Origin of the sequence: Pseudomonas sp. OG7, assembly GCF_014192825.1 — a bacterium.
In the GTDB taxonomy this organism is placed as follows: domain Bacteria; phylum Pseudomonadota; class Gammaproteobacteria; order Pseudomonadales; family Pseudomonadaceae; genus Aquipseudomonas; species Aquipseudomonas monteilii.
Genome location: NZ_JACHYK010000010.1, coordinates 130,926 through 152,836, shown reverse-complemented (window position 1 = coordinate 152,836; position 21,911 = coordinate 130,926). Strand labels below are relative to the sequence as shown.

Annotated in this window: 20 protein-coding genes; 5 read left to right on the top strand and 15 right to left on the bottom strand. The window is 61.1% G+C overall.

Features of this window, described 5'->3' with window-relative positions; all coding sequences use genetic code 11:
• Positions 1-6 precede the first annotated feature (6 nt).
• From FHW75_RS23180 to FHW75_RS23155, 6 genes are all read right to left on the bottom strand, one after another.
• Positions 7-984, bottom strand: coding sequence for a glycosyltransferase family 2 protein (locus FHW75_RS23180; RefSeq protein WP_084297360.1), 978 nt, complete (start codon positions 982-984; stop codon positions 7-9).
• 5 nt (positions 985-989) lie between these two features.
• Positions 990-1,514 carry a serine O-acetyltransferase gene (locus FHW75_RS23175; protein ID WP_019096278.1) on the bottom strand — a complete coding sequence of 175 codons (525 nt, stop codon included), beginning with the start codon at positions 1,512-1,514 and terminating at the stop codon, positions 990-992.
• An 8-nt stretch (positions 1,515-1,522) separates the two neighbouring features.
• Positions 1,523-2,479 (bottom strand): glycosyltransferase family 2 protein, encoded by a 957-nt coding sequence (locus tag FHW75_RS23170; protein WP_025754149.1) that lies wholly within the window; start codon positions 2,477-2,479, stop codon positions 1,523-1,525.
• Positions 2,472-3,089, bottom strand: a complete 618-nt coding sequence (locus tag FHW75_RS23165) for an acyltransferase (protein ID WP_016715289.1) — start codon at positions 3,087-3,089, stop codon at positions 2,472-2,474. The genes FHW75_RS23170 and FHW75_RS23165 overlap by 8 nt, the downstream gene beginning before the upstream one ends.
• 105 nt (positions 3,090-3,194) lie before the next feature.
• Positions 3,195-4,661, bottom strand: coding sequence for an FAD-dependent oxidoreductase (locus tag FHW75_RS23160; protein ID WP_025754150.1), 1,467 nt, complete (start codon positions 4,659-4,661; stop codon positions 3,195-3,197).
• A gap of 236 nt (positions 4,662-4,897) precedes the next feature.
• Entirely contained in the window at positions 4,898-6,274 is a 1,377-nt protein-coding gene (locus tag FHW75_RS23155) for an oligosaccharide flippase family protein (protein ID WP_016715292.1), read from the bottom strand.
• Between the two features lie 95 nt (positions 6,275-6,369).
• Between FHW75_RS23155 and FHW75_RS23150 the strand changes: the two genes are divergently transcribed.
• The 3 genes from FHW75_RS23150 to galE all read left to right on the top strand — a co-directional run bounded on the left by FHW75_RS23150 (position 6,370) and on the right by galE (position 11,583).
• Positions 6,370-7,896, top strand: a complete 1,527-nt coding sequence (locus FHW75_RS23150; protein WP_019096230.1) for an O-antigen ligase family protein — start codon at positions 6,370-6,372, stop codon at positions 7,894-7,896.
• Positions 7,897-7,901: 5 nt separating this feature from the next.
• On the top strand, positions 7,902-10,502 hold the full coding sequence (locus FHW75_RS23145) for a cellulase family glycosylhydrolase (RefSeq protein WP_183674705.1): 2,601 nt from the start codon (positions 7,902-7,904) through the stop codon (positions 10,500-10,502).
• 106 nt (positions 10,503-10,608) lie between these two features.
• A complete protein-coding gene (gene galE, locus FHW75_RS23140; RefSeq protein ID WP_019096228.1) occupies positions 10,609-11,583 on the top strand; it encodes a UDP-glucose 4-epimerase GalE in 975 nt (324 codons plus the stop codon).
• A gap of 45 nt (positions 11,584-11,628) precedes the next feature.
• Here galE and FHW75_RS23135 read toward each other — a convergent pair whose 3' ends face one another.
• The 9 genes from FHW75_RS23135 to FHW75_RS23095 form a co-directional block, all read right to left on the bottom strand.
• Positions 11,629-12,435, bottom strand: coding sequence for a CpsD/CapB family tyrosine-protein kinase (locus tag FHW75_RS23135; protein ID WP_016715296.1), 807 nt, complete (start codon positions 12,433-12,435; stop codon positions 11,629-11,631).
• An 11-nt stretch (positions 12,436-12,446) separates the two neighbouring features.
• Complete coding sequence (locus tag FHW75_RS23130; RefSeq protein ID WP_019096227.1) at positions 12,447-14,009, bottom strand: Wzz/FepE/Etk N-terminal domain-containing protein; 1,563 nt, start codon at positions 14,007-14,009, stop codon at positions 12,447-12,449.
• A gap of 19 nt (positions 14,010-14,028) precedes the next feature.
• Positions 14,029-15,144 (bottom strand): hypothetical protein, encoded by a 1,116-nt coding sequence (locus FHW75_RS23125; RefSeq protein ID WP_019096226.1) that lies wholly within the window; start codon positions 15,142-15,144, stop codon positions 14,029-14,031.
• A gap of 24 nt (positions 15,145-15,168) precedes the next feature.
• Positions 15,169-15,726 carry a polysaccharide biosynthesis/export family protein gene (locus tag FHW75_RS23120; protein ID WP_019096225.1) on the bottom strand — a complete coding sequence of 186 codons (558 nt, stop codon included), beginning with the start codon at positions 15,724-15,726 and terminating at the stop codon, positions 15,169-15,171.
• A 264-nt stretch (positions 15,727-15,990) separates the two neighbouring features.
• On the bottom strand, positions 15,991-16,167 hold the full coding sequence (gene eppA, locus FHW75_RS23115; RefSeq protein ID WP_016487266.1) for an EPS-associated small membrane protein EppA: 177 nt from the start codon (positions 16,165-16,167) through the stop codon (positions 15,991-15,993).
• Positions 16,168-16,417: 250 nt separating this feature from the next.
• A complete protein-coding gene (locus FHW75_RS23110) occupies positions 16,418-16,960 on the bottom strand; it encodes a helix-turn-helix domain-containing protein (protein ID WP_019096223.1) in 543 nt (180 codons plus the stop codon).
• A 76-nt stretch (positions 16,961-17,036) separates the two neighbouring features.
• Positions 17,037-18,455 (bottom strand): short-chain fatty acid transporter, encoded by a 1,419-nt coding sequence (locus tag FHW75_RS23105; RefSeq protein ID WP_016715302.1) that lies wholly within the window; start codon positions 18,453-18,455, stop codon positions 17,037-17,039.
• A 192-nt stretch (positions 18,456-18,647) separates the two neighbouring features.
• The gene (locus tag FHW75_RS23100) at positions 18,648-19,304 is read right to left on the bottom strand and encodes a CoA transferase subunit B (RefSeq protein WP_012272371.1); all 657 of its coding nucleotides are present in this window, start codon (positions 19,302-19,304) and stop codon (positions 18,648-18,650) included.
• A 35-nt stretch (positions 19,305-19,339) separates the two neighbouring features.
• Positions 19,340-20,038 carry a CoA transferase subunit A gene (locus tag FHW75_RS23095; RefSeq protein WP_016715303.1) on the bottom strand — a complete coding sequence of 233 codons (699 nt, stop codon included), beginning with the start codon at positions 20,036-20,038 and terminating at the stop codon, positions 19,340-19,342.
• 140 nt (positions 20,039-20,178) lie between these two features.
• Between FHW75_RS23095 and FHW75_RS23090 the strand changes: the two genes are divergently transcribed.
• Positions 20,179-21,084: a LysR family transcriptional regulator gene (locus FHW75_RS23090; protein ID WP_019099075.1), complete on the top strand. Its 906-nt coding sequence runs from the start codon at positions 20,179-20,181 to the stop codon at positions 21,082-21,084.
• Complete coding sequence (locus tag FHW75_RS23085) at positions 21,072-21,893, top strand: aldo/keto reductase (protein ID WP_019099076.1); 822 nt, start codon at positions 21,072-21,074, stop codon at positions 21,891-21,893. Before FHW75_RS23090 ends, FHW75_RS23085 begins: the two co-directional genes overlap by 13 nt.
• The last annotated feature ends 18 nt before the right edge of the window (positions 21,894-21,911 follow it).

Sequence of the window (21,911 nt, the reverse complement as noted above, 5' to 3'; positions counted from 1 at the left end):
GGTTTCTCACTTGTACTCGATCAAAGCCGATTTGCCGGCCGCGAAGCGGTGGCGCATGAATTTCAGCTGGCCGAGCATTTCCGGGAACTTGCCCAGCACCAGGAACACCGCCTGCAGCCAGTTCTCGCGCGCCGATTTGGCACCACGACGGGCCAGGCGCACAGCCTGAAGCGGATAAACCAATAGCAGTAACAGGCCCCAGCCACCCAGCAGCAGGCAAGCCAGCACAATCACAACAGGAATGCCCAAACCCCACAGCCAGGCCCGGCGTGACTCGCGTATCCAGTGCTGCTCTGGCGGCTGCCCATGCAGGTAAGCCCCCTCGGCATAGGCATGGCCGGCCCGCAGGCTGCGCCGCCACCATTGGCTGAAGCGGGTCATGGCCGCGTCGTGCAGGGTCATCTCGGCGTCCAGGCGCCAGACTTTCCAGCCATTGCCTCGCAAGCGCACGCACAGCTCGGGCTCCTCGCCAGCGATCAGGTCAGCGCGGAAGCCGCCAGCGCCAGCGAAGGCGTCTGCGCGCATCAACGCATCGCCGCCACAAGCCTTGGCTTCACCGATGGGGGTGTCCCATTCCAGATCGCACAACAGGTTGTACACCGATCGTTCCGGGAAGCGCTCACGGCGGCGGCCGCACACCACTGCCACCTCGGGATGGTGGTCGAGAAATGCCTGCGCCGTAGCCAGCCAGCGGGCATCCACCTCGCAGTCACCATCGACGAACTGCACCAGCTGCATCGACGGCAACAGCCGCTGCAAGGCGCTAAAGCCTTCGTTGCGGGCGCGCGCGGCAGTGAACGGAACACGCATGTCCAACGCCAGAACCTCCACCCCCAGGCTGCGGGCCAGCTGCGGCGAACCGTCGGTGGAGCCCGAGTCGACGTACATGACCTTGCCCACACCCTGCATCAGCGAACGCAGGCAACGCTCCAGGCGTGTGCCTTCATTGCGGCCGATGACCACCACACCGATTACCGTTGCCATAAGCCTCACTCAACGGGCGCGGTGCTAGCCGGCTGCCTGGTCTTGATGGTGGCCGGCACCCCTACCGCCAACGAGTTGTCCGGCACATCCACCAGTACCACGGCATTGGCGCCGATGATCACGTTGTTGCCTATACGAATACTCCCCAGCACCTTGGCGCCGGTGCCGACATCGACGTTGTTGCCGAACACCGGGGCAATCGGCTCGTCGACATTTTTCAAGCCCACCACCACGCCGTTGCGGATGCGGCAATCATCGCCAAAGCGGGCATAGCCGCTGACAACGATGCCGCCAAAATGGTCGATGACGAAGTTGCGGCCAATCACCACTTCGCACGGCAGTTCGATGCCGGTGATGATTTGCACGAATTTGAACAGCACCTTGTAGATCAACGAGCACAGCTTGCGCAGCAGCGCCGGGCGCACGGTATAGCGCCAGCGGCCAAAGCGATACACCAGCAGTACCCAGAACCCCTGGGCGCCCCAGTCACCGCCGTGGGCCCGCAGGTCAGCACGAATATTCTCGAACATGGCTCCACCTACCTTGTCGCCTGGCTGGCGTACCGGGTCTTGAACAACAATGACCAGGTTGCCTGGCAATGACGCCAGCAGGCCTGTATCGCGCCCCAGCCGCGTCGTTTCAACAGCGCCTTGAGTGCCAGCACCAGGTCACCCAAGGTGACCAGCAGCATGTGCAGGGCTAGCCCCGCCAGCCCGTGGTGCTTGCGGAAGTACAGCAACTCGCTTTCGATCTGGTACGCCGAGATCTGCCGGCTTGCCGCCTCCAGCTCGGCCACCGATTTGGAGCTTTCACCCCCGATGTGCACCACGGTTGTATGCGGATAGAACACCACTTTCCAGCCCGCCTCCTTCACCCGCTTGCAGTGGTCCACCTCTTCGTAATAAAGGAAGTAGCGAGGGTCGAACAGGCCTACCTTGTCCAGCACTTCGCGGCGTACCAGGTAGAAGCAGCCGGGCAACCAGTCACACTCGCGAACCGATGCGTGGTCCCAGTTCATTTCGTCGACCATTTTCAGCCCGGGGAAAAACCGCCCCAACCCGGTACGCGCGACAAAAACGTTGAGCGGTGTGGGGAAGTAGCGGCAACTGGGCTGCAGGTCACCGTCTCGGCCCTCAAGGCGCACCCCCAGCACACCGCACTCCGGGTGGGCCTCCATGTAGTCGAGGGTTTTCTGCAAGGAGTCGGCGGCGACAAAGGCATCGGTATTGAGTAGCAAGGCGTACTTGCCCTTCAGGTGTGCCAGCAGCTGGTTGTTGGCCCGGCCGAAGCCCACATTCTGTTTGTTGCTCAACAGCAGTGCTTCGGGACACACCTGGGCCATGCGCTGCACCGAGTCATCGCGTGATGCATTGTCCACCACCAGGTAGCTGGCCAGCCGCTCGCCGTCGGCGCGGCGCAGGGCGTCGAACATCGGCTGTAGCAGCCCGGCGGTATTGAAGTTGACCACCATGACATCCACAGGTTTGCTAGCCATTTTTGCTGTCCCCGAAGAAATACTGACGCCTTTGCGCCATCAACAGCGGCTCCACTTCCGGGTCGTAGGCGCCATTGCGCTGCTTGACCAGGTCGATCCACGGGTACGCTTCGCAACGCGCCTCGACCCGTTTGATCAGCTGTTCGGTGGTACAGATGAATTCAGCCGGGTTGCCACCGTAGACTGTGCCAGGCGGTACATCCTTGGTCACTACCGCGCCGGCAGCCACGATCGATTCCGGCCCGATGGTCACACGGGGCATGATGATCGCACCGTGGCCGATGAAGCAGTTGTCCTTGATATCGATGAACCCGACTGAATCCAGGTGCTTGCCGAAGCGATGCTCGATCAGCAATACCACCCCGTCATGACCGATCAGCGTGCAGTCGGAAAGGCCCACACTGTTGCCAATGCGCACCAGCGACGGGTCGAGGAACTTGCAGCCTGTATTGACAAAGAAGTTGGTGCCGACCGAGTGAAAGTTGCCCCAACGGGTGAGGTAGGCGCCCCATTCAAGCCCTGAAGGCCTGCAGAACCGCCTGTAGAACGTGCCGCCCCGCCCGGTTGCATGTGCATAATGCGCCACTGCCTTGCGTATCCATCCCTTCATACTGCCTGGCCTCGCAATCAAATCCGTCTGGAATGTTCCTGAGGCGTTCCGGTCTCGTTCTTCTGGTTGCTGACCGCAGCGCACTCAACCCATGTACAACAAGCGTCACGCCACGGCGCCCCTGGCCGCCGTCATCTTGGCATTGAGGTGGTCGGCCAGCCGCACGGCAAACTGCAGCAGCGGCATGGTCGGGTTGGAGGCGCCGCCCTTGGCGAAAATACTGCTGCCGGCGATGTACAGGTTTTCGGTACCAAACACCTTGCAGTTGGTATCGACCACGCCGTACTGCGGCGAGGCGGCCATGCGCGTGGTGCCCATGTGATGGGCATGCGGGGCCATCTTCAGCGGGATCGACGTGTCGTAGACAAAGTCGTTGAGCTTGACGAAGCCCAGGTCCATGTTGGCGAACTGCTTGGCCAGCTCGCTGCCAATGCACTTGATGGTGTGCCGGTCATCGGCAGTCAGTGCCCAGTTGACATTGACCTTGGCAACGCCCAGTGCGTCCTTCTCGTCCAGCAGCGAAATACGGCTGTGCAGGTTCGGGAATTGCTCGATCATCGTACTGATCACGCCATCACCGGGGCAGCTGAACTTGGCAACGAACGCTACCTTGCTGGCGAAGCCCCAATCACAGGCCAGGTTTTCGAGAAAATGTTTGACCTCGGCGGTACGACCATAAGTTTGCACATCGGCCAGCAAGGCGGCGGTGACGTTGCCTTTGCCGGCCTTGTACTCATCGACGAAGGCATCGGTGGTGTAGTACTGGCGTGGCTCCGGGTCCTGCCCGGACTTGAGGATGAAGGTCCCCAGGTCGATGTTCAGGTGTTCCATGAAGCACCCGCCAACCAGCCCGTCCTTGTTCACCACGCCCGCGCCCACCAAGGTCTCACTGTTGAGCAATTGCCGGGCATTCTCGATGGCACCGGTGGCCAGAATGAAGTTGCCTGCCACCAGGCGCTGCCGATTGCGTTCGTAGTCGGACAGGATCACGGCGGCCAGGTGCCCGGACGCCTTGTCGAACTCCAGGTCCACGCAGTTGCAATTGATGAACACGTCCAGGCCTTTGGTCTGTTCGAGGGCCGTGGCGTATTTCTGCGCAAAGCGCGTGGGTGTGCTCAGCAGGAAACGATCGGGTTCGAAATCGCCGCCTTTGAGGCCGGTATTCATCGCACGAAAATCCGACCCGGCCGGCAGGTCTACGATCTCCATGGCTGCAGGCAGGTAACCCTCGATCTCCGAATAGGCGATGGGCCAGCCAGGCAGGTCGCCTGGCGGGGAGATAGAAAAGTCGGAGGGCGTGAAGGGGCGACAACGGCCGGCCCAATGGTTGGAAGTGCCGCCCAGGTAACGCAGGCGGGTTTCCTCGGCGTACAGTTCAAGGCCCGTGGACGCGCAAGCATACAAGCCTTGCGAGTGCGGCGCATACTCACGCCCGCCGCCCTCGGCGAGCAACACGCTCCAGCCCGCAGCGGCCAAGCGCAGGCCCAGGGTAATACCTGCCGGGCCGGCGCCAATGATGCAAAAATCGTAATGATCGCGCAGCGCCTTCTGCTGCTGATAGTCCTTGATCATGCTGGCTCGTTCCGGAAGTAACGGGACGGCAATACCCAGCCGTTGATCACCACGAACCCGGGCTTTTCGACAGGTTTGCCAGCAACGGGGGCAAAAGCGCCGAATACAGCGCCACCGACGCCCAGCAAGACACAACTCTGGAGAAAGCCCCTACGCCCCAGCTGCGCACTACAAAAAGTAAGCTTCCCCATGATCCCGTGACCTGTACCCGTTGAATTTACACCCAGCACGCTGCATCACAGCCAGTTGAAAAAGGCCGTCAACAGCGCCCCGCACAGCGCCCCGACCAGTAGCATCGGTAGCACCACCAGCTCACGTTTAAGGCTGAAGATACCTAGCTTGCAATTCACGTACACAACCAGCACCAGCGTGGGCACGGTATGCAGGGCAACACCCCAGATGGCCCATTCCACACCGCCAATCGCCAACAGCAGCGGTAGCAGCCCCCACAGCGAGACCAGGCGGATGATGTTGTCCATGGCTTGATACTTGGTCAGGCCCAAGGCGATCCACACCTGATGAGCCAAGGTATAGCGCAATACGATGAACGACAGCGAAAGAATCGCCAGCATCGAGCCTGCCTCACTGTATCGCTCGTCGTACATCCAGCCGATCAGCAGAGGGCTGGCGGTCAGGAAGCCACCGCAGATGAACAGCACCAGCAGGTCGACCAGCAGGCGGAAACGGTGATACAGCGCTTTCAGCCGCGCCTTGTCGTCGGCGCGGGCCGCTTCGCTGAAAGCAGGAAGCGCCACGGCGCCCACAATCTTCATCAGTGCGGTCTGCACCGCGCCCAGGATCAGCACGGCAATCGAATACACCCCCAGCTGCGCCGCCGACATGCTGGCACCGAACAGGATGCGGTCGCCGTACATGGCCAGCACGCCCACCATCGACGACAGCAGGATCCAGCGGCCAAACACGATCAGTTCGGTAAGCGCCGTACGGTCCCAGCGCAGGTGGTTGCGCGGCCCCTCCAACGCCGTGTGGCCCAGCACAGTCCAGGCCACGGCAGACACCAGGCCGGCAATGACCAAGGCCCAGATGGAATGGGTCAGCAAGCCCAGCACCAGCATCACCACCAGGCCGGCCGCTTGTGACGCCAGGTCCACCAGTACCACACGCTTCTGTTGGAAAGTGCGTACCGCCACATCTATCTTGGTGGACTGGAACCCCCAGATGACCGCCGACAGCCCGGTAACCGCCAGCACCATCGGCAATATGGGCGCGGCATAGGTGGAGTCTGCCGGCCACAGTTCTTCGAACTGCGCCACCCAGGCACACAAAGCCAGCAACAGGGTCAGGCCGAACAGCACGAAGCCGCGGATGATCTGCACGGTCCAAGCGGTATTGAGAAAATCCGGGTCGTCACCCCGTTGGCTCTGGATGATGTTCTGGCGCAGGCCGACATCGGACAGCAGGTGCAGCAGTACCGAAACGGTGGTGGCAATGACCATCACCCCGAACATTTCCGGCAGCAGCAAGCGGGCCATGATCAGGTTGCCGCCAAGGCGCATGACCTGTGACGCCACCTGCGACACCAGGTTCCAGGACCCGGCCCTCATGGCCCGCTGGCGCAGGCTTGCGGTGGCTGACACATCAATCGACGGCATGACTTCAATCTCTGACTGATTGGCTAAAAGTCACTATAGTTTCAATTAGCCACGATGCTAGCCGTTGCCCACCGAGGGAAAGGTGTACATAGCCGATGCCTGAACATTTTCGTGCGTTGATCGTCATCCTGTTTTTGGCGAGCGTGGTCTTCCTGCTTGCGCGGCGCCCTGCCACCGAGCTGATTCCGCTCGCTGACTTCAAGCGCCGGCGCAACTTGTGGTTCCTGCTGACTGTGCTGGCTTTCGTCTCGCACAGCTTCTGGCTGTATCTGGGTGCGGGCGCGGTCATCCTGCTGATTGCCGGGCGCCGCGAACACAACCCCATGGCACTGTTCTACATGCTGCTGTTCCTCATCCCGCCTGCGTCGGTGCAGGTGCCCGGATTTGGCGTGGTCAACTACCTGGTCGACCTGAACCATATCCGCTTGCTTACCCTGTGTGTGCTGCTGCCCGCCGCGCTGCAGCTAAGCCGCCAGGCAGGCACCCTGCGCTTTGGCCGCACCTGGGCCGACAAGCTGCTGGCGGCCGGCCTGGTGCTGATGAGTGTGCTGTACTTGCGCGAAACCACCCCCACCGACACCCTGCGCCAGGCGCTGTACTTGTATGTCGACGTCTTCCTGCCGTATTACGTGGCCAGCCGCGGCCTGCGCCAGATAAGCGACTTCAAGGATGCCATGCTGGCCTTTGTGCTCACCGCCTTCGTCATGGCACTGATCGCCGTGGCCGAATATGTACGCCACTGGCTGCTGTACAGCGCCCTGGTCGATGCCATGGGCGTGCCTTGGAGCATGTCGGGTTACCTCAGCCGCGGCGGCGCGCTGCGGGCTAGCGTCACCACCGGCCAGGCAATTGCCCTGGGCTATGTGATGAGCGTGGCCATCGGCCTGTTCCTGTTCGTCCAGGGCTATGTGCAACGCCCGCTGCACAAAGCCCTGGGCGCCCTGCTACTGGCCGCCGGGCTGTTCGCACCGTTGTCACGCGGCCCGTGGATCGGCGTCGTGGTCATCGTGGTGGTGTTCATTGCCCTGGGCAAAGGAGCCGTCAAGCGCCTGGCGCTACTGGGGGCAGCCGGCATGCTGGCCCTGCCCTTGCTCACGATCGTGCCCGGCGGTGAAAAGGTACTGGACCTGCTGCCCTTCATTGGCAACCTGGAAAAAGAGAACATCACCTACCGCGAGCGGCTGATGGACAACGCCTGGATCGTCATCCAGCGCAACCCGCTGTTCGGCTCATTCGACTTCCGCAACACACCTGAAATGCAGTCGATGATCCAGGGCGAAGGCATCATCGACATCGTCAACACCTACATCAACCTGGCGCTGCGGGTCGGGCTGGTGGGGCTCGGGCTGTTTGTGGCGTTCTTTGCCGTGGTGCTGCACGGGATCCGCAGGGCCATGCTCAGCTTCGCTGACAAGGATGATGAACGACGACAACTCGGCCGGGTGTTGCTGGCGACACTGATGGGCATTCTGGTGATCATCTTCACCGTCAGCAGCATCACCTTCATCCCGGTGGTCTACTGGTCCATCGCGGGGCTGGGTGTGGCCTACATCCAGATGGTTCGCCGGCTGCACGACAGCCAGGCCATGGAACTGGCCGAACCCGGCCTACAACCCAGGTAATGTACATGAACGTGCTATCCCTGCGTCCTTTCGTACGACTTTGGGCCATTGCCGGCCTGGCCTTGCTGCCCTTGGCCGGCTGGGGCTCCGGCTGGCAGGTCAGTGTCGATGAACAGAATGGGCTGCCCACCGTGACACACGGCGGTGGCCCGGTGATGAAGGCCAAGTTCGACTTCTGGGCTGCCAACTGGAGCTGGACCGGCTTCTATACCGACTTCAAGGTCAATGGCCCCTATCAGTACACACTGCGGGGCAAGAACAAAGAGCTGGACTTCGACCTGGCGGCTGATATCCGCAAAGCGCAAGCACAAACCCTGAGCTGGGCCTTCGACCTGAACGCCCATAGCCGCCAGACCGGGGTGATGGGTGGCGGCATGGTGTTCCAGTTCGACCCGGCGCAAATCGCCGGCGATATGGGTGCGCCACAACTGCTGGCCGACAATCGCGGTTGGTCCTGGGGCAAGGCTGACCAAGGCCGGCGCATCGAAATGCGCTTCGACCCGCCACTGGCCAAGGTGTATTTCGAGCGTGGCAACCCGTCCGAATTGCGTGCGTTCCTGTACAAAGACCCGATCAACGCCGGCAAGCAACAACTCAAGGCTGTACTCAACGTGACCGGCGACATCGAGCTGGGGCCCACGCCCACTGAGCGCTTCGGCCTGGCCGATCCCGCCAGCTGGCCCGATGATCAGCTCGACTGGCGCACTTCACCGGTGGACCTGTCGTTCCTCAACGCGGCGGAAAAGCCCGCCGGCAAACGTGGGTTCGTCAAGGCGGTCGGTGAACAGCTGATGTTCGAAGACAACACCCCCGTGCGTTTCTGGGGCACCAACCTGTCTGCCTATTCGCTGTTCAAAAGCCCAGACGACGAAATTCGCCAACAGGCCAAGCGCCTGTCCGCACTGGGGTTCAACCTGGTGCGCCTGCACCACCACGACTCGCCCTGGGTCAGCCCGAACGTGTTCGGCGACGGTACCCTGGTGCGCGACACCCAGCAGCTCAGTGCCGAGTCCCTGCGCAAGCTCGACCTGTGGATCAAGGCGCTCAAGGACGAAGGCATCTACATCTGGCTGGACATGCACGTACAGCGCGCACTTACCGCCAACGACAACATAGACGATTTCGATGAGCTGCCCAAGAAGGATGACCGCGTCGACCTGAAGGGCTATGCCTATGTGAACAACAGTATTCAGGCGGCGATGAAGCGCTTTGCCGAGCAGTACCTGACCCATGTGAACGAGTACACGGGCCTTGCTTACAAGGACGACCCGGCCATCGCCGCCGTGCTGATCACCAACGAGAACGACCTTACCCAGCATTACGGCAACGCCCTGATGCCGAACAAGGATGTACCGCGCCACAGTGAGCGCTACATGGCAGCGGCCAAAGCCTTCGCCAGGCAGTACAACCTGCCCGTCGACCAAACCTGGCGTGCGTGGGAGCACGGCCCGTCGAAGCTGCTCCTCAACGACCTGGAACAGCGCTTCAACGTCGACATGATCACTCACCTGCGCAGCGTGGGGGTAAAGGTGCCGATCGCCACCACCAGCACCTGGGGCGGCAATGGCCTGAGCGCATTGCCGGCCCTGACCGCAGGCGACGTCGTCGATGCCCACAGCTACGGCGCCATCGGCCAACTGGAGAAGAACCCGTTGACCAGCGACGGCATGATCGACTGGATCGCCGCCGCCCAGGTCGTGGGCAAACCGCTGACCGTCACCGAATGGAACGCCGAGCCTTTCCCACTGCCCGACCGCCACTCGCTGCCGCTGTACGTGGCCGGCACTGCCAGCCACCAGGGCTGGGACGCACTGATGCAATATGCCTACAGCCAGCAGGCCTTCAACCCGGGCTGGCGCACGGCGGACAACTGGCACGCCTACAACGACCCCGCGATGATCGCCACGCTGCCCGCTGCTGCCCTGCTCTATCGCCGTGCCGATGTGAAGCCTGCAACCACCCATTACGTTTTCGCACCGACGCCCACCACCCTTTACAACCAAGAGATCACCCCACGAAATTCGCCTTTGTTGCGCACAGCCATGGAGAAGGGCCAACTGCAGATTGCCCTGCCGCAAACACCGGAGTTGCCGTGGTTGAAACCGGCCGCCATTCCCGCAGGTGCGCAAGTGCTGCAAGACCCAGGGCAATCGCTGCTGGCCACCGATGCTACCGAATCGGTGACCGACACCGGCGAGCTCAAGCGCAACTGGCAACAAGGCATCTACACCATCGATACACCGCTGAGCCAGGCCGCCACCGGCTGGCTGGGAGGTCGTTCGATCAGCCTGGGGGCCATTCAGCTGCAAACGAAAACGCCTTACGCCAGCGTCGCAGTACAGAGCCTGGACGGCAAACCGCTGGGCCAGTCACGGGAGCTGTTGCTGTCACTGGGTACCCGCGCCATGCCCAAGGCCGATGACAAGACGCCATTTAATGTCGAACCCTTCGAGGGCAGCCTGACCATCGAGGCACCTGCCGGGCTGAAGCTGTTCGCACACGATGCGCAGATCCAACTCAAGCCCCTGCCGGCAACGTACAAGGACGGGCATTACGTGATTACGTTCGACGGCAACTACATGTCCAACTGGCTGTTCTTGAAATAGGGCATCTGGCCATCTACGCTCAAGTCACCTGTAGCTGGCCAATTCACCTGAACTTTTCAGGGACGGTTCACCGCGTTTGTAAAACAGCAGGTCACAGGAGGTGCGGATGAAGTTCCTGGTTGTCGGTGGCGCCGGCTACATCGGCTCGCATATGGTCAAGCACTTGATCGCTGCAGGCCACGAGGTGGTGGTGGCTGACCTGGTTGCACCTGCACCTGGCGTCCAATGGGCCAAGCTGGATATCGCCGACGAGGCCGCACTGGATGTGTTGTTTGGTGTGTGCCGCTTTGATGCCGTCTTTCACTTTGCCTCGTTCATTCAGGTAGGCGAGTCGGTCAGCGCGCCTGGCAAGTACTACCAGAATAATGTCGCGGCCACCCTTAGCCTGCTGCAGGCCATGGTGAATGCCGGCATCAAGCATCTGGTGTTTTCTTCCAGCGCGGCCGTTTACGGTAATCCGCTCTATATTCCAATCGATGAAGCGCATGCCAAAGGACCAATCAACCCGTATGGGCTGAGCAAGTGGATGGTCGAGCAGATTCTCGAGGACTTCGACCGGGCCTATGGCTTGAAATCGGTTTGCCTGCGCTATTTCAATGCAGCAGGCGCTGACCCGGAAGGCCAGCTGGGAGAGCGCCACGAGCCCGAAACCCACCTGATCCCGCTGATCCTGCAGGCTGCCGCGGGCCGACGTGAGGCGGTGACGGTGTTTGGCCGGGATTACGACACGCCGGATGGCACCTGTATACGCGACTACATCCATGTGGCCGACCTGGCGACGGCGCACGCGCTGGCTGTGGACTATCTGCTGGCGGGTGGGGAACGTACGGCATTCAACCTGGGCAACGGCCATGGGTTTTCAGTGCAGCAGGTGATCGATACTGCACGCGCAGTGACCGGGCGGCAGATTCACGTACTCGACGCACCACGCCGCGCCGGCGACCCGCCCCGCCTGGTGGCTGATGCCGGCAAGGCGCTGAGTGTGTTGAGCTGGCGGCCGGAGTTTGTATCGCTGGAGCAGATTGTGAGGCATGCGTGGCATTGGGAGTTGCAGTATCCCTGGACTACGCGGCAAGGCTGACATCTTCGGGGCTGCGTAGCAGCCCCAATGGTTGGATTTCAGGCCTCAATAATAGGTCCGCGGTTGCTCGTCAGCCTTGTTCAGCACGGTCCCGATCAGGTTCACCTGCCCCAGGTGATGCAGGCAATCCTCGATTTCCTTCTTGTTGTTCATCCCGTTGGCCACCACCAGCAATACACAGTCGAACTTGGGTATCACGGTGATCGCATCATCAGAGCTAAGCAACGGAGGCAAATCGAAAATACAGATGCGCGACTCGTAGCGGTTGCGCAAATCGCTGATCAGGTTGTTCACCTTGGGCGACGACAGCATCTCGGTCGACAACGGCACAGGTACCCGCGTAGGCAACACTACAAAACGCGGCAGGGTCGGGTTGACCAGGCACTCCTGCAGTTCGGCCTTGTCCGTCAAAAACTCGTTCAGCGCCTGTTCCATGGGCAGGCCCAGGCTGCTGCCGACCTTGGGCCGGCGCAAGTCGAAGTCCACCAGCAGCGCAGTCTTGGTGGTGTGGTGGGCGATGCTCATGGCCAGGTTGATCGCCAGCACCGTCTTGCCCGCTTCAGGTGTGGGTGAGGTGATGGCCAAGGTGCGCCAGCCGTTTTCGTCCATAAGCCTGAGTACCTGCGTGCGCAGCAGGTCGATCGGCCCGTTCATGCTGGAGTTCTTGTTGTAGGCCACGATGCGGTGACGTTCAAGGTGCTCCGCGCGAAGCGGCACTACCTTGGTGTTCACGTAGTCGAACTGGCCAGGCACTTCCGCCAGTGCCGTCCCCGGGGCAGGTGACAAGGCCTGGGGAGTTCCCGGTGTCACCGGGTGAACGTTATTGCCAATAGCCGGCTTGATCCTGTCCATCACTGCTTTCCCTATGCAAACCGAGACATGACTTTGAACAACAGCACATCCAGTGGCATGTAGAACACGTGCACCAGCACTACCATGATAGCCGCCAGTGCCAGTGCCGCCAGGATCAACCCGTTCCGCCAGCGTTTACGCCTGGCCACATCCGCTTTGGTATCGATGTACGGCACCGCCACCAACACGCGTTTGCCCAGCAGGTTTTCCAGGGCACCGACGCCGCGCACACGCTGGTTGAGCATTTCCAGCAGCATCACCAGCGCACCACCGCCTGCCGGCGCCAGCACCAGCCCCAGAGCCGCGATTTTCTTGCGGTTGGGCTTGATCGGCTTCTCTGGCATCAACGGTGGCTCCAGCAGCACGAAGCGCTCGGCCTTGTTTTCCTGTTCCAGGCTTTCGGTAATCTTCGCGCCCATTTCCTTGGCGCGGATTTCTTCGTACTTCTTGCGCGCGTTGTCGTGGTCGCGCATCAAGGTCACCAGGCCACGTTCGACCTGCGGTGCTTCGAGGATCTCGGCCTCATAGCCTTCCATCTTTTTGGTCAGTTCGCGCTTCTGCTCGGCCAGCGAACTGATACGTTCCTGGGCTGCACTCATCTTGGCGCGCACGCGGGCAACATCGAGGCCCACCGTGGAAGCCGCTGCCGTGCGACCGCCCGTGGCTTCGAGCGCCTGAATCTTGCGTTTGATCGCCACCACATCCGGGTGAGCGTCTTTGTAGCGAGTCAGCAAGCGGGCGTATTCAGCCTTCAGGCTCGGCAGGTCCTCGGGCTGGTCGGCGCTCGCTGATTTGCTGCCTTCGGTTGCCTTGGTGGCCAGGCCAGCATTGGCGGCGGACAATTCCAGCTCAAGGTAGCGCAGCTCTTCCTGGGCAGCCTTGTAGTCACGGTCGACTTCACGGAATTCCAGCTCCGAGCGCGACAGCATGTTCATGCGCAGGGTCTGGTGCTCGGGCAAGGCGTTGGCATGGGCTTGCTTGAAGTCGGCCAGCTGGTTTTCCAGGCTGGCCAACTCGGCGCCCAGCTTGTTGGCCTCCTGGGTGAGAAATTCGGTGGTTTCGTTGGCCCGTTCGGTGCGCTGCTTGAGGTTCTCGTTGAGGAACAGCGTCACCAGTTCGTCAGCCACTTCCTTGGCCACTTGCGCCTGCTTGTGCTCGAAGGACACATTGAACGCCACGGTGGCTTCACCCCGCCCGCGCACGAAGGTGGTGAGGGTTTCGACCACGATGGCATTGCGCATCTGGTCGATCTTGTCGCTTTCGCTGAGGCGCTTGTCGGCGAACAGGTCGTACTTGCCGATGATGCGCAGCAGGTTCCCACGGGTCATCACCCGCTGGCGGATCACTTCGATGCGCTCATCGGCAAAGCTGGTGTTGTTGGTAGACACCAGCTCGGGCGAAATCTGCTGCGACTCCACCAGGATAGTGCCGGTCGACTGGTAGATCGGCGGCACCATCAACGCGACGGCCACGGTCGCGGCAAGAATGACTGCGGCACTCACCCCTAACACCAGGGCCCTGTCCTTGATAATGGCGATGTAATCCCTGAGGGAGAGTTCGTAGTCAGACTTCATGGGGCCACCTGCCTGAAGTTCAGATGTCGGGGTACCTGTACGTCAACGTCAAACCAACGATCGTCGCGGTTGCATCCGCTACATGGTCCTGCTGCCGTTCCTTGTACATCAGCGACAGGCGCAGGTCCCAGTACGGCGAAAACTGGCGGCTGGCCCATACGCTGTAAGTCTGTAACGTGTTGGGGCTCTGCCCCTTGCTGTCTTGCCAGGCCGCGTCCGCGCCCACCCGGTTCAGCTCGCTGACCGCATAACTCCACACACCGCGCACCTGGTCCAACTCGGCGAAGCCACCTTCGGCGCTGGCCACCGTGCTGCGTTCGGCAGTAAAACTGGCATCTGCGCGCACACCGGTGTAAAGCAGCGACACGCCACCCTCCCCGCGCCGGCCGCCTTCATCACCGGATACTTCGTTGACGCCTACGTGCGCGTCGGCGCTCAGGCGATCCGAAAGCTGGTACTTGATCCCCACCGCCGGGGTGTAGCTGTTGGAGGCTGTCGCGGTAAGGTCTTGCTCGGGCTCATACCGCCGCGCGCCGAAACGGGTGTACAGGTCGGCCCGCTCGCTCCAGGCGTACGTCCAGGTAAAGACGTTCGCCAATTCGTCGTAACCCGTCAGCGTACTGATGTCATAACGGGCGCGGCTGTACGTGGTTTCGTTACTCAGGGTGCTGCGTTCGGTAACCGCCTGGCTCCAGTTGCCGGTCAGCGTATACAGCTTTTGCGTACCGTCGGTGGTGATCACGCCAGTGTCCAGCACGGTTCCCGACAGGGTCGAGCTTTCGTTATAGCGTGCCACCAGGCCAAAACGCCCACGCTCGGTCGTGCGCTGCCAGCCCAGGCTCAGGTCAGGGTCTTCCCGGTCATCGACTATGTCCGTGTCGGATGAGCGCAACACATGCATGCCCAAGCCCAACCTCAGTTCGTCGCGGTCGAAGGTACCGATCAGGGTGTAGTCCGGCGCAATGATCGTGCGCGTTATGCCCTTTTCCCCCGACGTGAGCAACAAAGGGTTGCTGTCGTATTCGACGGATGTCGGTACCACCACCGTGGACTGCCAATTTGCCGCCAGGACCGCGTCCGTGAACGGCAACACCAGAATTGCCGTTGCAATGCGTGTTGTTTTAAGAAGATGCATTAAATGTTCTTATTAAAGGCAAGATCAAGGAACGACCAGCGTGTCGCCAGCCTGAAGTTGGATGTTGGTGGACATGTCCCGCCCAGACACCAGGTCCTTATATCGCACGGGCAGGATCTTTTGGGAAGCGCCAGTGCCACGGACCACCTTGATTTCGCTTTCGTCCGCAAACTTGTCCAGGCCGCCCGACATGCTCAGGGCCTGAAGCACCGCCGTAGGACCTGCCATTTGTACAGGGCCCGGCTTGATCACTTTGCCTTGGACATAGACCAGGTTGCCGGCGATGCTCTTGACGACAACGCTGACGTTCGGGTCGGGGAGGAACTTTTCGAGTTTGGCAGCGACTTGCTTTTCAACCGCCGTGACATCCAGCCCGGCAACATTGATGCGCCCGGCCAGGGGGAAGGTAATACTGCCATCCGGAAGTACGGTGGCTTCTTGACGCAGGCTGTCTTCCTGCCACACCGAAACCATGACGACATCGCCGGGGCTGAGCAGGTAAGTCGCACTGCTCTGGTCGGCGTTGCCCACGCCAGACCACACAGTCAGCATGCAGAATGCGGCAATCAACGAACGCTTCATGAGGGTCCCTCCGGCCAAATGGCCCGACAAAGAGCACTGAATGAGAACAGCACACCAACTCTCGCTCCGCTTCGCGACCGACATCCGCCGCGATGGCCCCTACCTTCCTGGAGGCCTTTACCTTGACGCTGTATACGAGGGCTGCAAGGTGCTGCAACCGTGGGCCTCATGGGCTAATGGGAATATAGCAACGGTTGGGGAATTCACAAGCCAGGCCCAAGGCTTGGGGCAACGCGTTGTACTTTATAAACGTGCCGAGCAGGTTCAAATCTTTCTTCTGTTAGCCACCAGCACAAAACCCACAACAGCAAAAGCCAACAACCAGCCTGCGGTTGAAACAGGAATGATACTGTTTTGATTTACATACGAATCTGCTGCGCGAGCGGCACCACTCAGCAACACCAGCAAAAACATCGATTTGATAATCAGAGTCGTGCGCATACGCCCCTCCAAAAAACAGGAAAATCAATTAGTTATTTGCGTGGTGTGGCGGGAGTTGTTTCGCTGTTGAATTGAGCTTATGGGCACAATGACACTACGTCAATGATCCGACACCATAATAAAATTCAATGGACGATGGGCGCTATCGTCAAAATACCGACATGCAGAATGTGCAACCGTACACTGTCGGAATGGAGGCTGTGCATCACGGTCGAGAAGGCATGGGGTCGTGCCACACGCCCCTGGCTTTTCATTCGTCCGCGTGGTGAACCACGACCAGCAGCTGCGCCGGTTGCGCACCCACCGAGCGCAGTCGGTGGGGTGTCTGGGCGTTGAAATGCAGGGCATCGCCCTGTGCCAGCAGCACCCGCTCGTTCATGAAGTCCACCTCGACCTGGCCGGCATGCACGAACAGGAACTCCTCGCCCTGATGCTCCTTGAACGTGGGGTCACTGAATTCGGAAGGCGGCTGGATCAGGAACGGCAACAGGCTGCGCTGCCCCACCTGGCTGGTGAGGGCCGCGTACCCCGGCCCTCGCCCATCGCCGACCAAAGCCTGGCGTTCGCCATGGCGCACCAGACTGTAGCGGCTCGGCCCTGTCTGTTCTTCGGCGAACAGCTCTTCAACATTGACGTTCAGCGCCCGCGCCAGCTTCAGCGCGGCTGCGATCGAGGGTGTGTTGAGACCACGCTCGACCTTGGACAGGTAGCTTTTGGTCATGCCGGTCTTTTCGGCCAGCACTTCCAGAGTCATCCCCAGTTTCTTACGCAGCAGTTTCAATCGGATAGACATGTGACGCGGGTTTCCCAGGCTGAGGCAGCCATGATACGCGTCTGAAAGCTGACGCCAAGCCTGAGAGCCCCTTTAACTACGGCATTACCGGCGGCACATACTGCAGCGTCGTACCTAGCGCCCACAGCAACACCAGCACCAGCGGCACATGCACCAGCAACTGGACGAAGGAAAAACCGATCAGGTCGCGCGCCTTGAGCCCTAGCACGCCCAGCAGCGGCAGCATGTAGAACGGGTTGATCAGATTCGGCAGGGCTTCGGCAGCATTGTAGATCTGTACCGCCCAGCCCAGATGGTACTGCAGGTCGTTGGCCACCAGCATCACGTAAGGCGCTTCGATGATCCACTTGCCACCGCCCGAAGGGATGAAGAAGCCCAGCACCGCCGAATAAACGCCCATCAGCACCGCATAGGTGTCATGGGTGGCGATCTGGGTGAAGAACAGCGAGATGTGGTGCGCAAGGGTCTGCTCATCCACACCTTTGACCTGGGTAAGGATGGCAGCAATCGAGCCATAAAGCGGGAACTGGATCAGCACCCCGGTGGTGGTCGGTACCGCTCTCGCTACGGCGTCAAGAAAGCTGCGCGGGCGCCAGTGCAACAAGGCACCCAGCATGATGAACAACAGGTTGTAGGTGTTCAGCCCGGAAATCGCCGTGATCGCAGGTTTAGTGGCGAACTCCTGGTACAGCCAGCCAGCAGCCAGGGCCACCAGCAGCAGAATCAGGATCGGGCTGTGCTCCAGCCACTCCCCCGGGCGCGTACGTTGCGGTGCCGGTGGCGCGGTGAAACTGGGGTCGACACCGCAGTCTTCGGCGCTGCGTGCACTGTTTGGCCCAGGGGCCGTGGCGTAGGCAATCACCAGCGACACCACCACCAGCGCCGCCAGCATTACGCCGGATTGCCAGAGGAAAATGGTTTCGGTGAACGGGATGACCCCGGTAATCGACAGGATCGAAGGGGGCAGGCTGGCCGGGTTGGCTTGCAGTTGAGCAGCCGATGACGACAGGCCCAAAGCCCATACCGCGCCCAGGCCCAGGTAGGCAGCAGCACCTGCGGCACGGTAGTCCATTTTCAGCTCGGTGCGCCGTGCCAGGGCGCGTACCAGGAGGCCACCGAATACCAGCGACAGGCCCCAGTTGAGCAAAGAGGCCAACATCGAGATCAGCGCGACCCAGCACACTGCCGAGCGACCATTGCCAGGGATGCGCGCCAGGCGGTCGATCAGCCGTGCAGCAGGCGGCGAGCTGGCCACCACATAACCGCCGATAACCACGAAGGCCATCTGCATGGTGAACGGAATCAGGCTCCAGAAGCCATCGCCAAAGGCTTTGGCGGTGTCGGTCGGCTTGGCCCCCATGGCCAGCGCGCCGATGCACACCAGCAGCACCGCCAGCGCGGCGAACACCCAGGAATCGGGGAACCAGCGTTCCGCCCAGTTGGAACAACGCAAGGCAAAGCGGGCGGAGCGGCTGTCTTGGATTTCAGCGGCCACAGTTGAATTCCTTTTATTGGTTTTATCGGATAAAACAGCAAAAACACAAAACCCCTGTAGGAGCAGCTTTGTGTCGCGAAAGGGCCGCAAAGCGGCCCCTGATCTCAGCGTCGAGGCCGAAATCGCGGGGCTGCTTTGCAGCCCTTTCGCGACACAAGGCCGCTCCTACAGGGGGCGGTGTAAAGCGAGTGATTAGAAGGTCATTTCCTTCACATCATCCGGCACGATCAGCTTGCCGGCGGTTTTCTCGATGATTTCCTCCACGCTCACCCCTGGTGCGGTCTCGCGCAGGATGAAGGCGCCGTCTTCGATTTCCAGGTAGGCCAGGTCGGTCAGCACCTTGCGGATGCAGCCAGCGCCGGTGAGTGGCAGGCTGCACTGCGGCAACAGTTTGGACTCGCCGTCCTTGGAGGCGTGGGTCATGGTGACGATGATGTTATCGGCGCCAGCCACCAGGTCCATGGCACCGCCCATGCCCTTGACCAGCTTGCCCGGGATCATCCACGAGGCGATGTTGCCCTGCACGTCCACCTCGAAGGCCCCCAGTACGGTCAGGTCGACGTGGCCGCCTCGGATCATGGCGAACGACTGCGCCGAATCGAAGATCGAGGCACCGCGGCGGGCGGTGACGGTTTGCTTGCCGGCGTTGATCATGTCGGCATCAATCGTACTTTCGGTCGGGAATTCGCCCATGCCGAGCAGGCCGTTTTCCGATTGCAGCATCACATCCATGTCGGCGGGGACGTAGTTGGCCACCAGGGTCGGAATGCCGATACCCAGGTTCACGTAGTAGCCGTCCTTCAGTTCGCGGGCAACGCGTTGCGCCATCTGTTCGCGGGTCAGTGCCATGATCAGGATCTCTTTGTTGTTCTGGTGGATGGCACTCAGGCCTTGACGGTGCGCTTTTCGATACGCTTTTCGAAGGTGCCGACGATAACCCGGTCCACATAGATGCCCGGGGTATGGATTTCGCTGGGCAACAGGACGCCTGGCTCGACGATTTCTTCCACTTCGACCACGGTGATCTTGCCGGCGGTGGCTGCCAGCGGGTTGAAGTTTTGCGCCGTGTTGCGGTACACCACGTTGCCGTAGTGGTCAGCCTTCCAGCCCTTGACGATGGCGAAGTCGCCTGTGATGGACTCTTCAAGGATGTACTTGCGGCCCTTGAACTCGCGCACCTCCTTGCCGTCGGCAACCGGGGTGCCGTACCCGGTGGCGGTGTAGAACGCCGGAATACCGGCACCTCCTGCGCGCATTTTCTCTGCGAGGGTGCCCTGCGGAGTCAGCTCCACCTCCAGCTCGCCGCTGAGCAGCTGGCGTTCGAACTCGGCGTTTTCGCCCACGTAGGAAGCGACCATCTTGCGGATCTGCCGGTCTTCCAGCAGCACGCCCAGACCAAAGCCGTCGACGCCGCAGTTGTTGGAAACCACGGTCAGGCCCTTGACGCCGCGCCGCTTGATTTCGCCAATGAGGTTTTCCGGGATGCCGCACAGGCCGAAACCACCGGCCAGTACCGTCATGTTGTCGGTCAGGCCTTCAAGGGCCTGTTCATAGGTTGCAACGCGCTTGTCCAGTCCGGCCATGCTGATCCGCCTTTTGTAGTTGTTGAACCGACGAAGCTGTCGGTGAGCGTGTGCAGACATCTTCACCGCAAGCGACTGATTTGTTAATTTTGTTTTCGTCATCGATTGATAACTTTTACAAAACAAAAAATAGGCCCGTCATGAACGTCAAGCAACTGCGTGCTTTTGTCGCCGTGGCCAAGTACCAGAGCTTTGCCCAGGCCGGAGAGCACCTGCATGTCTCACAGCCCGCCCTCAGCCTGACTATCAAGGCCCTGGAAGAAAACCTCGGCGGTGCCCTGCTCAGCCGCACCACGCGCAGTGTCAGCCTGACCGCCGAAGGCGAAGTGCTGCTGCCACTGGCACGGCGGCTTCTGGCCGATTGGGACGACACCGAGGAGATGCTCCGCCAGCGCTTCACCTTGCAACTGGGCCGCGTGGCGGTGGCAGCCATGCCGGCCTTCGCCGGCAACCTGTTGCCCCACTCGCTCAAGGTGTTTCGCCAACGCTACCCCAAGGTCAACGTCACCGTGCATGACGTGATCAATGAACAGGTGCAGGAACTGGTGCGCCATCGCCGCGTCGAACTGGGCATCGGCTTCGAGCCGGACAACATCGACGGGCTGGACTTCCACCCGTTGTACATGGACCGTTTCGTTGCGGTGGTACCTGCCGACTCGCCCTTGGCACTGCTGCCGGAGGTGAGCTGGGCACAGCTGATGGCCGAAGACTTCGTCGCCCTGCAACGTCCTTCGGCAGTGCGCCTGCTGATGGAGCAGAATGTGGCCCCCCAGCACGGCAAACTGGCCGTGGCCTTCGAAAGCCACCAGTTGGCGACCATCGGCCGCATGGTCGCCAGCGGCCTGGGAGTCAGTGCCGTACCGGCGCTGTGCATCAACCAGATGCAAGAGCTGGGCGCCCGTTGCGTGACCTTGGTGGAGCCCACGGTCGAGCGGCGTATCGGCGTGATTGCCCTTAGCGAACACAAGCTTTCCACCGCAGCGCAGGCGCTGCTTGAGGTTCTGCATTCCAATACCCGGATCCCGGAGGTGACATGCGTTACGTGAAACTGGCAGGTTCGAGCGTTCCGGCCATTGGCCAAGGCACCTGGTATATGGGGGAAGACCCTGGCCGCAAAGCGGCAGAAGTGGCGGCCTTGCAACAGGGCATCGAGCTGGGCCTGACCCTGCTCGACACGGCAGAGATGTATGCCGAAGGCGGGGCAGAAGCCGTGGTTGGCCAGGCCATTGCGGGGCGTCGCGATCAGGTGTTTCTGGTCAGCAAGGTATACCCGCACAATGCGAGTGCGCGCGGTATGGCAGCTGCCTGTGAGCGCAGCCTCACTCGTTTGGGGACTGACTGCATTGACCTGTACCTGCTGCACTGGCGTGGCCAGCACCCACTGGAAGAAACGGTCGATGCTTTCGAGCGCTTGCGCGAGCAAGGCAAGATCAAACGCTGGGGCGTGTCCAATTTCGACGTGGACGACCTGCGCGAACTGCACAACCCTGACTGTGCCACCAACCAGGTGCTGTACAACCCGGCTCAGCGTGGCATCGAGTTCGACCTGCTGCCGTGGTGCGAAAAACGTGCGCTGCCGACCATGGCCTACTGCCCGCTGGCTCAGGCCGGGCGCCTGTTGCAGCACCCCGTGCTGGCAGAAATCGCCGAGCGCCATGGTGCTACACCCGCCCAGGTCAGCCTGGCCTGGGTGACCCGCAACGACGGGGTGATCGCCATCCCCAAAGCCGTGACACCTGAGCATGTGCGGCTGAATGCTGCTGCGGGTTTATTGACCTTGAACAGTGAAGACCTGCGAGCGATAGACCGGGCGTTCCCGACACCGACGCGCAAGCAGCGGTTGGCGATGGTGTAAGCAGCCAGCCTTGAGCAT